Source organism: Rugamonas fusca (assembly GCF_014042365.1).
Taxonomy (GTDB): Bacteria; Pseudomonadota; Gammaproteobacteria; order Burkholderiales; family Burkholderiaceae_D; genus Rugamonas; species Rugamonas fusca.
The window spans coordinates 75,946-89,173 of sequence record NZ_JACEZS010000016.1; the positions used below are offsets into that span (position 1 = coordinate 75,946).

The following is a 13,228-nucleotide window of genomic DNA, read 5'->3' on the forward strand; positions in this document are numbered from 1 at the left end:
AGACCAACGTGAGCAAAGAAGCGACTGGCAGCACGCAACTGTGGAATGAAGACCTGGCGCCCACTTCGGCGGCGCAACGTACCTGGCGCTGGTATCACTTCGCCGCACTGTGGGTGGGCATGGTGATGTGCATCCCGGCCTACACCCTGTCGGCCAGCCTGATCGAAGGCGGCATGTCCGGCTGGCAGGCCGTGTTGACCGTGTTCCTGGCCAACGCCATCGTGCTGCTGCCGATGCTGGCCATCGGCCATGCGGGCACCAAGTACGGCATCCCTTATGCCGTGCTGGCCCGTTCCTCGTTCGGCACCATGGGCGCGCGGCTGCCGGCGCTGATGCGCGCCATCGTCGCCTGCGGTTGGTACGGCATCCAGACCTGGTTCGGCGGCCAGATGATCTACACCCTGTTGGGCGTGATGATGGGCGGCGAGATCGGCGGCGCGAAGCTCGCGGGGCTGGGCATCAACGGTGCGCAGTTGGCGTGCTTCCTGGCGTTCTGGGGCATCCAGTTCTGGTACATCGTGCACGGCATGGACGCCATCCGCAAACTGGAAACCTACACGGCGCCGCTGAAAATTCTGATCTGCTTCGTGCTGCTGGGCTGGGTGTACAACAAGGCCGGCGGCTTTGGCGACCTGCTGTCGGCGCCGTCGCAGTTTGTCGAAGGGGGCAAGAAGGCCGGCCAGTTCTGGTCCGCGTTCTGGCCTTCGCTGACGGCCATGGTGGGCTTCTGGGCCACGCTGGCGCTCAACATTCCCGACTTCACCCGCTTCGCCCGTTCGCAGCGCGACCAGGTGCTGGGCCAGTCCGTCGGCCTGCCCGTGCCCATGGGATTGCTGGCCATGATGGCGGTGATCGTCACCTCGGCCACGGTGGTCTTGTACGGCAAGGCGATCTGGGATCCGGTCGACCTGTCCAGCCGCATGACGGGCGTGGCGGTGCTGGTGGCGCTGCTGATCCTGTTGATCGACACGGTCAGCGTGAACCTGGCGGCCAACCTGGTGGGGCCGGCCTACGATTTTTCCTCGCTGGCGCCCAAGCTGATCTCGTACAAGACGGGCGGCTACATCACGGCCTCGATCGCGATCCTGATGATGCCCTGGAAAATACTGGAATCGACCCAGGGCTATATCTTCACCTGGCTGATCGGCTATTCCGCGCTGCTGGGCCCCATCGCCGGCATCCTGATCATCGACTACTACGTGGTGCGCAAGACGGAGCTGGACGTGCCGCAGCTGTACCGCGAGGACGGCAGCTACTCCTATGGCAACGGCTGGAACACGGCGGCGCTGGTAGCCTTCGTGATCGGCGTGCTGCCCAATATCCCCGGCTTCCTGAACGCCGCCTTCCCGTCCTCGTTCCCCGGCGTGGCGGACGGCTTCAAGACCATCTACACCTACGCCTGGTTTGTCGGCATCGCCATTTCGGCGCTGGTGTATGGTGTGCTGATGAAGGGTAAGGCGCTGCCGGCCATGCGCGCGGCCGCGCAGCCATAACAGAAAGGACCAGCCTATGACCATGATTATTCGCGGCGGCACCGTCGTCAACGCGGACCGCGCCTTTCGTGCCGATGTGATGACCTTCGGCGACAAGATCGTCGCCGTCGGCGAGAACCTGGAAGCCCCCCATTCCGCGCGCGTGATCGACGCGCACGGCCAGTACGTGATGCCGGGCGGGATAGACACGCACACCCACATGAATCTGCCGTTCATGGGCACCGTCACGCAGGATGATTTTTTCACCGGCACGGCGGCCGGGCTGGCTGGTGGCACCACCACCATCATGGACTTCGTCATCCCCAGCCCAAAGCAGTCCTTGCTGGAGGCGTTCCACACATGGCGCGGCTGGGCCCGGAAGGCGGCCGGCGACTACACCTTCCACGTGGCCGTAACGTGGTGGGACGACAGCGTGCGCGAGGAAATGGGCATCCTGGTGCGCGACCATGGCGTGAACAGCTTCAAGCACTTCATGGCCTACAAGAACGCCATCATGGCCGATGACGAGACGCTGGTGAACAGCTTCCGCCGCGCGCTGGAGCTGGGCGCCATCCCCACCGTGCACGCGGAGAACGGCGAGCTGGTATTCCAGTTGCAGCAGGACTTGCTGCGCCGGGGCTTGACGGGGCCGTCGTCGCACCCGCTGTCGCGCCCTCCGGCCGTGGAGGCGGAGGCGGCCAACCGCGCCATCACCATCGCCGGGGTGCTCAACACCCCGCTCTACATCGTGCACGTGTCGTGCGCCGAATCGCTGGACGCCATCGCGCGGGCGCGCGCCAACGGTCAGCGCGTGTATGGCGAGGCGCTGGCGGGCCACCTGGTGATCGACGATAGCGTCTATCGCAGCGCTGACCTGGAATTCGCGGCCGGCCACGTGATGAGTCCACCGTTCCGCAGCAAGCATCATCAGGCCGCGCTGTGGCACGGCCTGCAGGGCGGCAACCTGCACACGACGGCCACCGACCATTGCACCTTCTGCGCCGCGCAAAAGGCGGCCGGCAAGGACGACTTCACCAAAATCCCCAACGGCTGCGGCGGGGTGGAGGAACGCATGGCCGTGGTGTGGGACGCGGGCGTGAACACGGGCCGCTTGACGCCATCCGAATTCGTGCGCGTGACGTCGGCCAACGCGGCCCAGATTTTCAATATGTATCCGCGCAAGGGTGTGATCGCCGTGGGTTCGGACGCCGACATCGTGGTGTGGGACCCGCAAGGTACGCGCACCATCAGCGCCAAGACCCAGCACGCCAAGGGCGGCTTCAATGTATTCGAAGGGCGCACCGTGCGCGGCATCCCCAGCACCACGATGGCCGCCGGCAAGGTGGTGTTCGACCGTGGCGTATTGATGGCGGAGGAGGGCGCGGGCCGCTATGTGGAACGGTCGGCCTTCGTGCCGGTGTCGGCCCAGTCTTGATCGAGGAGCGAGAGATGAGAGAACTGCGGAGCGAATTGCGTATCAACGGTGAACGCCTGTGGACGGCGCTGATGGAACTGGCCCGCATCGGCGCCACACCGAAAGGCGGCGTCAAGCGCCTGACGCTGACGGACCTGGACCGGCAGGGGCGCGACCTGGTGGTCGGCTGGGGCAAGGCCGCTGGTTTGACCGTCACGGTGGACCAGATCGGCAACGTCTTCATGCGCCGCGCCGGCCGCAACAACGCGTTGCCGCCGGTGGTCACGGGCAGCCATATCGACACCCAGCCCACGGGCGGCAAGTTCGATGGCAACTACGGCGTGCTGGCCGGGCTGGAAGTGGTGCGCACGCTCAACGACTTGAACATCCAGACCGAGGCGCCGATCGAAGTCGCATTCTGGACCAACGAGGAAGGCTCGCGTTTCGTGCCCGTGATGATGGGCTCCGGCGTATTCTGCGGCGCCTTCACGCTGGAGACGGCCTACGCGGCGCGCGACGTGGAAGGCAAGACCGTGGGCGAGGAACTGGAACGTATCGGCTACAAGGGCAGCGAAGTGCCCGGCCAGCATCCGATCGGCGCGTATTTTGAAGCGCACATCGAGCAAGGGCCGGTGCTGGAAGATGCCGGCAAGGTGATCGGCGTGGTGCCGGCCGTGATGGGCCTGAGCTGGTACGACTGCGTGGTGAGCGGCATGGAGGCGCACGCCGGCCCCACGCCCATGGGCCTGCGCAAGGACGCGCTGCAGGTGGCCACCAGGATCATGCAGGAAGTGGTGGCCATCGCCAACCGCTATCCGCCGTATGGGCGGGGCACGGTGGGCATGGTGCAGGTGTTCCCCAACAGCCGCAATGTGATACCGGGCGAAGTCAAATTCAGCATCGACCTGCGCAACGTGAACGACACGCTGCTCAACGCCATGCACGAGGAGATGCTGGCCTTCGTCGAGCGCACGCGCCGCGACACGGGATTGGGCATCTCCATCGAGCGCGTATCCTACTACCCGCCATGCCCGTTCCATCCGGACTGCGTGGGGGCCGTGCGCAAGGCGACGGAGAAGCTCGGATATTCGACCATGGACGTGGTCTCCGGCGCCGGGCATGACGCCATCTACGCGGCCCGCGTGGCGCCGGCCGGCATGATCTTCGTGCCTTGCAAGGACGGCATCAGCCACAACGAGATCGAGGATGCCAAGGCCGAGCACCTGGAGGCCGGCTGCAACGTGCTGCTGCACGCGATGCTGGAGCGGGCCGGTATCGCCAGCTAGTAGCGTGGGCGGGGATGTAGCATCTCGTTACATCCCTTACAGCTCAGTGGTGCACCGTTTGGCCGGTGTTTCGTTAAAGTGTCCATGGGCGCGTTGCCCGCAACCCCGACGATAGAGGATACGAACATGAAGATCAATAAAGTGCTGTTGACCGCCGCCCTGGCCACCTTGATCGCTCCGGCCTTCGCCCAGAACACGGCCACCCCCAAGATCGATGCCCGCCAGGAGCGGCAGGAAATGCGCATCGAGCAAGGCGTCAATAGCGGCCAGTTGACGGCCAAGGAAACGGCGAACCTGGACAAGCGCGAAGCGAAGATCGAGTCGGACAAAATGAAAGCCGAGGCCGATGGCAAGGTGACGCGCAAGGAACGGGTCCACTTGAACCGGGAGCTGGATCACACCAGCAACAAGATCTACCGCAAGAAGCACAACGCCCGCACGGCCGGCTAAATTGTCAGCGGCCCCTGGCCACCCCAGCGCCCGCCCATCGCAAGATGCGCGGGCTGTTTTTTTTGCGTGCGTACGCAAAAAAAAACCCGCCTATGTTGGCGGGTGAAATCCAATTCTTCTTACGGAGTTGGAGGAGACAGTTGCATTATGCTGCGTCGCGGCAAGCAAGGCCAATTTTCATTTCCAATAAGCATTATTTTCGAATCGCATATCTTCCGTTGAGCACGCAGCCAGTAAGGGAACCGGAATGCGCGGGAAGGCAGGCCCCGGTCGGCGCCTGCAGACCATGTGGAGAAGCTTCTATTTCCGCTTCTATTTTCTTCTGCTTTCTTCGGTTGGGGCCTGTTCTGCGATTGCCGAGCTAAAGAGAAGGATGCAGAAAAATTCAGGAGGCAAAGCAGAACGGAATCCACACGGAGCCTGCCGCTCCACAGCGGTCCGTTGTGCCGCCAGCTCAAAAAAAAACCCGCCAATGTTGGCGGGTGAAATCCAATTCTTCTTAGGGAGTTGGAGGAGACAGGTGCATTATGCCGCGACGCACAGTGCAGGGCCAATTTTTATTTCCAATAAGCATTATTTTGAAATCGCATATCTGCGCTGGGACAGTTAGCCGCGTCCCCGGATTGTAACAACATGTTATTTTTGATAACTGCTAGCGTAGCGGGCTATATAGTGAAAAATGGCTCGTATGCGCGGCGTCGTCGCGCGGCCTGATTTGGGTGTGATCCTGATGCGACGTGTGGCTCAAGTTTTTGCCGTGATCACCTTGTCCGCCTTCAGTTGTGCGGTCTGCGCTGCGCCGCCCGCCGCGCCCGTGTCCGCATCCGCGCCGGCGCCGGCGACCACGCGGAGCGTTGGCGCCGCTGCCCCTGATCCATTCGCGCCACCACCGGCAACCAGCCATCCGCCAATGACCGACGCCGCGATCCGCGAAGCCATCCACGACACGCTGGCAGAAGCGGACCGGCAAGCCGCCGCCGAGCGCCAGGCCGTCGCCAACAAGCAGATGCTGCCGGGCGTCGCACCCGGCGGCGTGGTGTACCGTGGCAACGCACAAGCCGACGTCCTGTCGGCTGCGTTCGACCAGGCCCAGATACCGAGCTGCCTGCATTCGGATGGCTTGAAGTTCCAGCCCACCTACATCTTCTTTGGCCTGCTGGCGCTGCCGTTCGTGGCCGTGGCCAAGCTGCGGGGGAAATGCGACTAGCGGCGCAGCCAATGCGCGCATAACCGAAAACGCCGGGCAGCAGTGTCGCGCCGGCGCATCGGCCATCACAAATTTTATGTGAATCGCGTGGCCGGTATATGCCACCGAGGATGAGCGCCGCTTACTTCTGCAGCGTGCGGGCCGCCGCGCTGACCTGGTCGCGCAGCCATTTGTGTTCGGGCGCCTGGTGCACGCGCTCGTGCCACAACTGGTAGAAGCGCATGGCCGGGAACTTGACGGGCACCGTGAACGTCTTGAGCGGCAGGTTGCGCTCGTAATAGCGCACGAACTGGCGGCCCGTGGTCAGCACCAGGTCGGTCTGGGTCAGCATGTAGGGGATCAGGCCGAAGTAGGCCGATTCCACCATTACGTTGCGCTGCATGCCTTGCGCTTCCAGGTAGGAGTCCACCACGCCGTGGTAGCCGGGCAGCATCTGCGTGGGCCGCACGTGGGGCAGGCTCAGGTAATCGGACAGCGTCATGTCCTCGCTGCCGGTGCGCATGGCGTAGGGACAATCGGCCCGCATGGTGCAGATGATGGGATCCTCGAACAGCTTGGACATGTGCAGGTGCTCGGGCGGTTCGTCCCAGTTGGCGATCACGAGGTCCATGTCGCCATCGGACAGCAGGCGGACATAGTCGGAACCCGGCCCCAGGCTGTGGATCTTGATGCGGCTGAGGGGCGAACCGCGTCGCAGCAGGGCCACCACGTTGGGCAGGAACTGGCTGTCCAGGTAATCGGGCGCGGCGATGTGGAACACGCGCGCTTCCTCCTGCGGCACGAACGGCGTCTTCTTGACGAACAGGTTCTCCGTCTCGTCGAGGATGCGCTTGGCCGGCGCCAGCAGGCTTTCGCCATGCTGGGTGGGCACCATGCCGCGCGCGCCGCGCACCAGCAATGGATCGCCCGTCAGTTCGCGCAGCTTGCGCAGCGAGGCGGAAATCGAAGGTTGCGGTTGATTGAGCTTGAGTGCCACGCGCGACACGTTCTTCTCCACCAGCAGCAGATAGAGAATGCGGATCAGGTGCAGGTCCAGGTGTTGCGGCAGGGCGGGCATGGTGCGATATATGTTAGACGATATGTTAAATATACTCTAATCTTCATGTTGCCGGAACCAAATACGACTATCTTCTGTAAATTCGCCACTTCTCTTACCCTAGGAACGCATGGACGCATTTGCCTATCTGATCCCGTATGGCCTCGAGTGGCTCAACCTGATCGTGCGCTGGCTGCACATCATCACCGGCATCGCCTGGATCGGTGCCTCGTTCTATTTCGTGTGGCTCGATAATTCGATCCGCCCGCCCGCGCCGGGCTCCGAGCTTGCCAGGAAAGGCGTGTCCGGCGAACTGTGGGCCGTCCATGGCGGCGGGTTCTACAACCCCCAAAAATACCTGGTGGCGCCGGCCGAACTGCCCAAGGAACTGCACTGGTTCAAATGGGAGGCTTACACCACCTGGCTGTCGGGTATCGCGCTGCTCACCATCGCCTATTATTTCAACGCCCAGGCCATGATGATCGACAAGCAGGTGGCCGACATCGGCAGCTGGCAGGCGGTCGGCATCGGCATCGGCACGCTGGTCGCCGGCTGGACCGTGTACGACCTGCTGTGCCGCTCGCCGCTGGGCCAGCGCGAGCTGCCGTTCGGGATCGTGATCTTCGTGCTGATCGTCGCCGCGGCCTATGGCCTGACCCATGTGCTGAGCGGGCGCGCCGCCTACATCCACGTGGGCGCGCTGATCGGCACCATCATGGTTGGCAACGTGCTGATGCTGATCATTCCCGGCCAGCGCAAGATGGTCGAGGCCATGCAGGCCGGCGGCCTGCCCGATCCCAAGCATGGCCAGAAGGCCAAGCAGCGCAGCGTCCACAACAACTACTTCACGCTGCCGGTGCTGTTCATCATGATCAGCAACCACTACGCGATGACCTACCGGAACGAGCATGCCTGGCTGGTGCTGGCCTTCATCATGGCGGCCGGCGTGTTGATCCGCCACTTCTTCAACCTGCGCCACAAGGGCCGCGTCGAGTGGCGCTATCCCGTGGCCGGCGTGGCCCTGCTGCTGGCCGTAGCCGTGGCCATCGCGCCGCCCAAGCCGGTGGCGGTGGCGCCGGCGGCCGATCCGGCGGCCGCCTTCAACAACGTCAAGGCCGTCATCGGCCAGCGCTGCGTGAGCTGCCATTCGGCCCATCCCACCCAGCCCGGTTTCGCCACGGCGCCGCTGGGCATGGTGCTCGACACCGACCAGCAGATCCGCCAGAGCGCGGAGAAAATCTACAAGCAGGCTGTCCAGCTCAAGGCCATGCCGATCGGGAACCTGACCAATATGACGGATGCGGAACGGGCCACCATCGCGGCCTGGTACGAATCGGGCGCCAAATAAGCGCGCCACCACCAATACGGAGAACAGCGGGATGAGCACTCAAAAGGAACAACTGGCGGCGTGGATCGATGCCCATTTCGACGAGGAAGTGGGCGTGCTGCAGCAAGTGCTGCGCGTGCCCACCGACACCCCGCCCGGCAACAACGCGCCCCATGCGGACATGGTGGCGGAACTGGTCAAGGCCTATGGCTGGCAGGCGGAAAAGTACGCCGTGCCCAGCGACGTGGTGCACGACTACGGCATGGAGACGATCACCAACCTGATCGTGCGCCGTCCGTACCAGCCGGGCGGCCCGACGGTGGCCCTGAACGCACACGGCGACGTGGTACCGCCGGGCGACAACTGGACTTATCCACCCTACGGCGGCGTGATCGACAACGGCTACATCTACGGCCGCGCGGCCGCCGTCTCCAAGTGCGACTTCGCCACCTACATCTTCGCCGTGCGCGCGCTTGAAGCGCTGGGCGTGCCGCTCAAGGGCGGGCTGGAACTGCACTTTACCTATGACGAGGAATTCGGCGGCCTGCTGGGACCGGGCTGGCTGCTGCAGCAGAAGCTGACCAAGCCTGACTTCGTGATCGCGGCCGGCTTCAGCTACAACATCGTCACCGCGCACAACGCCTGCCTGCAGCTGGAGATCAGCGTGCACGGCAAGTCCGGCCACGGCGCCATGCCCGAGACGGGCCACGACGCGCTGCAGGCAGCCACCAGGATCCTCAACGCCATCTACGGCCAGCTGCCGGAGCTGAAGAAGATCAAATCGAAAGTGCCCGGTATCGACTCGCCCACCATGCTCGTGGGCCGCATCGACGGCGGCACCAACACCAACGTGGTGCCCGGTAAAGTGGTGATGAAGATGGACCGCCGCATGATCCCGGAAGAAGACCCGGTGCAAGTGGAGGCGCAGGTGCGCGCGCTGATCGAGGACGCCGTGCGCGGCGAGCCTGGCATCCGCATCGAGATCAAGCGCCTGTTGCTGTCGCACGCGCTGCGCCCGCTGCCCGGGGGCGAGAAGCTGGTGGCCAACATTCAGCGCAATGCCAAAACCGTGATCGGCGAAGACATTCCGGCCCAGGGCACGCCCCTGTATGCGGACGCGCGCCTGTACGGCGAGCAGGGCATCCCGGCCGTGCTGTACGGCGCCGGCCCGCGCACCGTGCCCGAGTCGAACGCCAAGAAGGCGGACGAGCGGCTGCTGCTGGAAGACTTGCGCAAGGCGACCAAGGTGGTGGCCATGACGCTGTTCGACTTCCTGGCCGCGTAAGCCGGCAGGGCGGCCGCGCGGCTGCGCCTCGCACCGCGCCACGGTGCGGCCGCTTGTCGTATCATGCAGGCTGGACCCAGCCTGAGCGTGACCGTGCATAGATACGACCTGATCAGCTGTCATGACTGCGGCAAGCTGCACCGCCGCCACCCGCTCGCGCCGCGCCAGAAGGCGCGCTGCGTGCGCTGCCGTTGCGTCCTCTATCGCGGCATCGCTTCCGACGCCAACCGCATGGCGGCCCTGGTGCTGGGCGCCGTGTTCACCTTCCTGATCGCCCAACTGTTCCCCATCGTCGCGCTGGACGTGAACGGCCTGCGCTCCAGCGCCACGCTGCTGGGCGCCATCCACGTGCTGTGGAACGAGAACATGCAGGTGGTGGCGTCCATAGTCTTCCTGTGCACCGTGCTGCTGCCGGCCGTGGAGCTGGGCAGCCTGCTGTACGTCACACTGAGCCTGCGCGCCGGCCTGCATCCGCCGGGCCTGCATCCGCTGCTGCGCGTGGTGCGCGCCGCCCACCACTGGGGCATGACGGAAGTGCTGATGATCGGCATCCTGATCACCGTCGTCAAGATGACCAGCCTGGCGCAGGTGGAGCCCCAGCCCGGCCTGTTCGCGTTCGGCGCGCTCACGCTGATGCTGGCCATCGTCACCGCATTCGACCCGCGCATCCTGTGGCAGCTGACCGACGAGCAGGCCCGCGCGCGCGGGGCCGCGCTGCCCGCGCCCGTGCTGGCCGGCCGCGCGCCCACGCTGACCTGCCACGCCTGTGGCCTGGTGGCCGAGGACCGGGGCCGGCATCAACGTCAACGTTGTGCGCGCTGCGGCGCCGTCCTGCACCGGCGCCGGCCCGACAGCGTGGCCCGCACCTGGGCGCTGCTCCTGGCCGCCGCCATCCTCTACATCCCGGCCAACCTGCTGCCCGTGATGGTCACCCACTCGCTGTTCGGCAAGGAAGACGACACCATCATCAGCGGCGTGATCTACTTCTGGCATAGCGGCTCGCCCGCGCTGGCGGCCATCATCTTCATCGCCAGCATCGTGGTGCCGGTGCTGAAGCTGGCCGCGCTGTCGCTGCTGGCGTGGACGGCGCAGCGCCGCTCGCGCTGGCGGCCCTCGCAGCGCACCGTGCTGTACCGGCTGGTGGAGCTGGTGGGCCGCTGGTCCATGCTCGATGTCTTCGTCATCACGCTGACGGTGGCGCTGGTGCGCTTCCAGACGCTGGCCGTGATCACGGCCGGCCCCGGCGCACTGGCCTTTTGCGCGGTGGTGGTGCTGACCATGCTGGCATCGATGCAGTTCGACCCGCGCCTGATCTGGGATCATCTTGGCGCCAATGGAGAAAACGATGGAAGAAACCGGCCCTGACGCCGAGAATGGTCACCTCCACCTGCCGGCGCCCGTGGTGGAAAAGGCCAGCCGCTGGCTGCCCTCGCTGGTGTGGCTGGTGCCGCTGCTGGCCGCGCTGATTGGCGCCACGCTGGTGGTCAAGGCGATACTGGAGCAGGGCCCCACCGTGGTGGTCAGCTTCCGCACCGGCGACGGGCTGGAACCGGGCAAGACCAAGGTCAAATACAAGGACGTCGACATCGGCCTGGTGCGCGCCATTTCGCTGTCGCCCGATCTGTCGAAAGTGCTGGTGACGATCGACATGAGCAAGGAAGCCAGACGTTTCACGGCCGAGGACACGCGCTTCTGGGTGGTGCGCCCGCGCGTGGGCGCGAGCGGCGTGTCGGGCCTGGGCACGCTGCTGTCGGGCGCCTACATTGGCGTGGACGCGGGCAAGTCGGCCGTCACCCGCAACGAATTCACGGGACTGGAACGGGTACCGCAGGTGACAGGCGACCAGAAGGGCCGCCAGTTCACGCTGCACGGCGAAAGCCTCGGCTCGATCGACGTCGGTTCACCCGTGTTCTACCGCCGCATCCAGGTCGGGCAGGTGATCGGCTTCGATCTGGACGACAAGGGGCGCGGCGTGAGCGTGACCGTGTTCGTCAACGCGCCCTATGACCGCTACGTGGGCGTCAACACGCGCTGGTGGCACGCCAGCGGCGTGGACGTGCGGCTGGACTCGAACGGCTTCAAGCTCAACACCCAGTCGCTGACGGCGCTGCTGGTGGGCGGGCTGGCGTTCGAGTCGATCAGCGGCCAGAAGCCGGAAGCGTCCGCGCCCACCGGCACCAGCTTCCTGCTGGCGTCCGATCAGGCCAGCGCCATGCGCGAACCGGATGGCATGCCGATCACCACCGTGCTGTATTTCGACCAGTCGCTGCGCGGCCTGTCGCCGGGGGCGGCGGTGGACTTCCGCGGCATCGTGCTCGGTGAGGTGCGTTCCGTCGGCGTCGAATATGACCCGGCCAAGAAGAGCTTCCGCATGCCCGTCACGGTGGACATGTATCCCGAGCGGCTGGGCAAGCGCTTCCAGCAGGCGATGGCGGCCGACCCGGACCGCAACGCGGGCCAGGCCGTGCTCGAGCGCATGGTCAGCCGTGGCCTGCGCGCCCAGCTGCGCACGGGGAACCTCCTGACCGGCCAGTTGTACGTGGCGCTGGACTTCTTCCCCAAAGCGCCCGACGTGAAGCTCGATGTGAGCCAGTACCCGATGGTGATGCCCACGGTGCCCAACAGCCTCGATGAATTGCAGACCCAGATCGCCAGCATCGCCCACAAGCTCGACCAGGTCCCGTTCGCGGAAATCGGCGCCAACCTGCGCGACACGCTCAAGAGCGCCGACACCCTGTTCAAGCAGGTCGACGCGCAGCTGATGCCGGAAATGAAGCAGACCCTGGGCGCGGCCCGCCAGACCTTCGGCACGGCCGAAGTGCTGCTGCAAAAGGACTCGCCGGTGCAGTCCGATCTGCGCGAAGCGTTGCAGCAGCTGACGCAAACGCTGCAATCGCTGAACGCGCTGTCGGACTACCTGGAGCGCCATCCCGAGGCGCTCATACGCGGCAAACAAGGAGAACGAAAATGACGTCCACGTCCCCCGTACGCCGCTTCATGGCAGCGCCGCCATCTTGCGTGCGCAAGCGTGCCGCTCCGCTGGCGTCGCCGGTCGCGTTGACGATGGCGTTGACGGTGGCGCTGGCCGGCTGCACCAGCCCGCCGCCCGAACACTTTTACAGCTTGAGCAGCGCCTTGCCGGTCTTGCCGCTGGCGGCCACCGTACCCGCAAGCGGCGCCACTGCCGCCAACGCGACCGGCGCTGCCAGCACCGCCGCGCCCTACTTCATCGAAGTGCTGGCGCCAAGCGTGCCGCCGCAAGTGGCGCGCAGCCAGCTGGTGGTGACGTCCGGCGCCGGTCGCATCGACCTGCTGGAACAGGAACGCTGGGCCGCGCCACTGGGAGCGGAACTTGGGCAAGCCCTGTCGCTGGCATTGACGGCGCGGCTGGGCGCGATCGACGTGTTCCGCACGCCCACGCCCGAACATGCGGCCATCTACCGCATCAGCACCAGCGTGCAGCGTTTCGAATCGGCGCCGGGCCAGTACGCGCTGCTGGACGTGGTGTGGAGCGTGCGCCTGGCCGGCAGCCCCAAGGTGCTGACCTGCCGCAGCGAACTGAAAGAGCAGGTCGCCCCTGGCTACGACGCGCTGGTGGCAGGCCACCGGCGCGCCGTCGGCCGGCTGGCCGATGCCATCGGCGCGGCCGTGCGGCGCCTGGCCAGCGGCGGCGCCGGCTGCTGAAGATCGGGGAAAATCGGGGACGGAAAATTGGGGACGGACCCCGATTTTCACCTAGTGAAAATCAGGG

The 13,228-nt window shown here is 65.3% G+C and carries 11 protein-coding genes; 10 read left to right on the plus strand and 1 reads right to left on the minus strand.

Annotated elements, in window-relative coordinates:
• Nucleotides 1-8 precede the first annotated feature (8 nt).
• The 5 genes from H3H36_RS18175 (at nt 9) to H3H36_RS18195 (ending at nt 5,829) form a co-directional block, all read left to right on the plus strand.
• Nucleotides 9-1,493: an NCS1 family nucleobase:cation symporter-1 gene (locus H3H36_RS18175; RefSeq protein ID WP_182219513.1), complete on the plus strand. Its 1,485-nt coding sequence runs from the start codon at nt 9-11 to the stop codon at nt 1,491-1,493.
• Nucleotides 1,494-1,509: 16 nt separating this feature from the next.
• Entirely contained in the window at nt 1,510-2,907 is a 1,398-nt protein-coding gene (gene hydA / locus H3H36_RS18180; protein WP_182219514.1) for a dihydropyrimidinase, read from the plus strand.
• A 14-nt stretch (nt 2,908-2,921) separates the two neighbouring features.
• Nucleotides 2,922-4,172: a Zn-dependent hydrolase gene (locus tag H3H36_RS18185; protein WP_182219515.1), complete on the plus strand. Its 1,251-nt coding sequence runs from the start codon at nt 2,922-2,924 to the stop codon at nt 4,170-4,172.
• A 126-nt stretch (nt 4,173-4,298) separates the two neighbouring features.
• Entirely contained in the window at nt 4,299-4,622 is a 324-nt protein-coding gene (locus H3H36_RS18190; protein ID WP_220459784.1) for a DUF3316 domain-containing protein, read from the plus strand.
• 910 nt (nt 4,623-5,532) lie between these two features.
• Nucleotides 5,533-5,829 carry a hypothetical protein gene (locus tag H3H36_RS18195; RefSeq protein WP_182219516.1) on the plus strand — a complete coding sequence of 99 codons (297 nt, stop codon included), beginning with the start codon at nt 5,533-5,535 and terminating at the stop codon, nt 5,827-5,829.
• 121 nt (nt 5,830-5,950) lie between these two features.
• Here the strand turns inward: H3H36_RS18195 and H3H36_RS18200 are convergent, their stop codons facing one another.
• Nucleotides 5,951-6,886: a LysR family transcriptional regulator gene (locus H3H36_RS18200; RefSeq protein ID WP_182219517.1), complete on the minus strand. Its 936-nt coding sequence runs from the start codon at nt 6,884-6,886 to the stop codon at nt 5,951-5,953.
• 109 nt (nt 6,887-6,995) lie between these two features.
• Here H3H36_RS18200 and H3H36_RS18205 point away from each other — a divergent pair, with 109 nt between their 5' ends.
• The 5 genes from H3H36_RS18205 to H3H36_RS18225 all read left to right on the plus strand — a co-directional run bounded on the left by H3H36_RS18205 (nt 6,996) and on the right by H3H36_RS18225 (nt 13,161).
• On the plus strand, nt 6,996-8,213 hold the full coding sequence (locus H3H36_RS18205; RefSeq protein ID WP_182219518.1) for a urate hydroxylase PuuD: 1,218 nt from the start codon (nt 6,996-6,998) through the stop codon (nt 8,211-8,213).
• 31 nt (nt 8,214-8,244) lie between these two features.
• On the plus strand, nt 8,245-9,477 hold the full coding sequence (locus tag H3H36_RS18210) for a M20/M25/M40 family metallo-hydrolase (protein ID WP_182219519.1): 1,233 nt from the start codon (nt 8,245-8,247) through the stop codon (nt 9,475-9,477).
• 93 nt (nt 9,478-9,570) lie between these two features.
• Nucleotides 9,571-10,842 carry a paraquat-inducible protein A gene (locus tag H3H36_RS18215; RefSeq protein ID WP_311196654.1) on the plus strand — a complete coding sequence of 424 codons (1,272 nt, stop codon included), beginning with the start codon at nt 9,571-9,573 and terminating at the stop codon, nt 10,840-10,842.
• Nucleotides 10,823-12,448 carry a PqiB family protein gene (locus H3H36_RS18220; protein WP_229219969.1) on the plus strand — a complete coding sequence of 542 codons (1,626 nt, stop codon included), beginning with the start codon at nt 10,823-10,825 and terminating at the stop codon, nt 12,446-12,448. Before H3H36_RS18215 ends, H3H36_RS18220 begins: the two co-directional genes overlap by 20 nt.
• Nucleotides 12,445-13,161, plus strand: a complete 717-nt coding sequence (locus tag H3H36_RS18225; RefSeq protein WP_229219970.1) for a PqiC family protein — start codon at nt 12,445-12,447, stop codon at nt 13,159-13,161. The genes H3H36_RS18220 and H3H36_RS18225 overlap by 4 nt, the downstream gene beginning before the upstream one ends.
• Nucleotides 13,162-13,228: the final 67 nt, after the last annotated feature.

What these genes read in the sequence shown, in the direction of transcription:
- H3H36_RS18200 (WP_182219517.1), bottom strand. Translation starts at nt 6,886, where the DNA reads ATGCCCGCCCTGCCGCAACACCTGGACCTGCACCTGATCCGCATTCTC.
- H3H36_RS18225 (WP_229219970.1), top strand. Translation starts at nt 12,445, where the DNA reads ATGACGTCCACGTCCCCCGTACGCCGCTTCATGGCAGCGCCGCCATCT.
- hydA (WP_182219514.1), top strand. Translation starts at nt 1,510, where the DNA reads ATGACCATGATTATTCGCGGCGGCACCGTCGTCAACGCGGACCGCGCC.
- H3H36_RS18185 (WP_182219515.1), top strand. Translation starts at nt 2,922, where the DNA reads ATGAGAGAACTGCGGAGCGAATTGCGTATCAACGGTGAACGCCTGTGG.
- H3H36_RS18190 (WP_220459784.1), top strand. Translation starts at nt 4,299, where the DNA reads ATGAAGATCAATAAAGTGCTGTTGACCGCCGCCCTGGCCACCTTGATC.
- H3H36_RS18195 (WP_182219516.1), top strand. Translation starts at nt 5,533, where the DNA reads ATGACCGACGCCGCGATCCGCGAAGCCATCCACGACACGCTGGCAGAA.
- H3H36_RS18210 (WP_182219519.1), top strand. Translation starts at nt 8,245, where the DNA reads ATGAGCACTCAAAAGGAACAACTGGCGGCGTGGATCGATGCCCATTTC.
- H3H36_RS18205 (WP_182219518.1), top strand. Translation starts at nt 6,996, where the DNA reads ATGGACGCATTTGCCTATCTGATCCCGTATGGCCTCGAGTGGCTCAAC.
- H3H36_RS18220 (WP_229219969.1), top strand. Translation starts at nt 10,823, where the DNA reads ATGGAAGAAACCGGCCCTGACGCCGAGAATGGTCACCTCCACCTGCCG.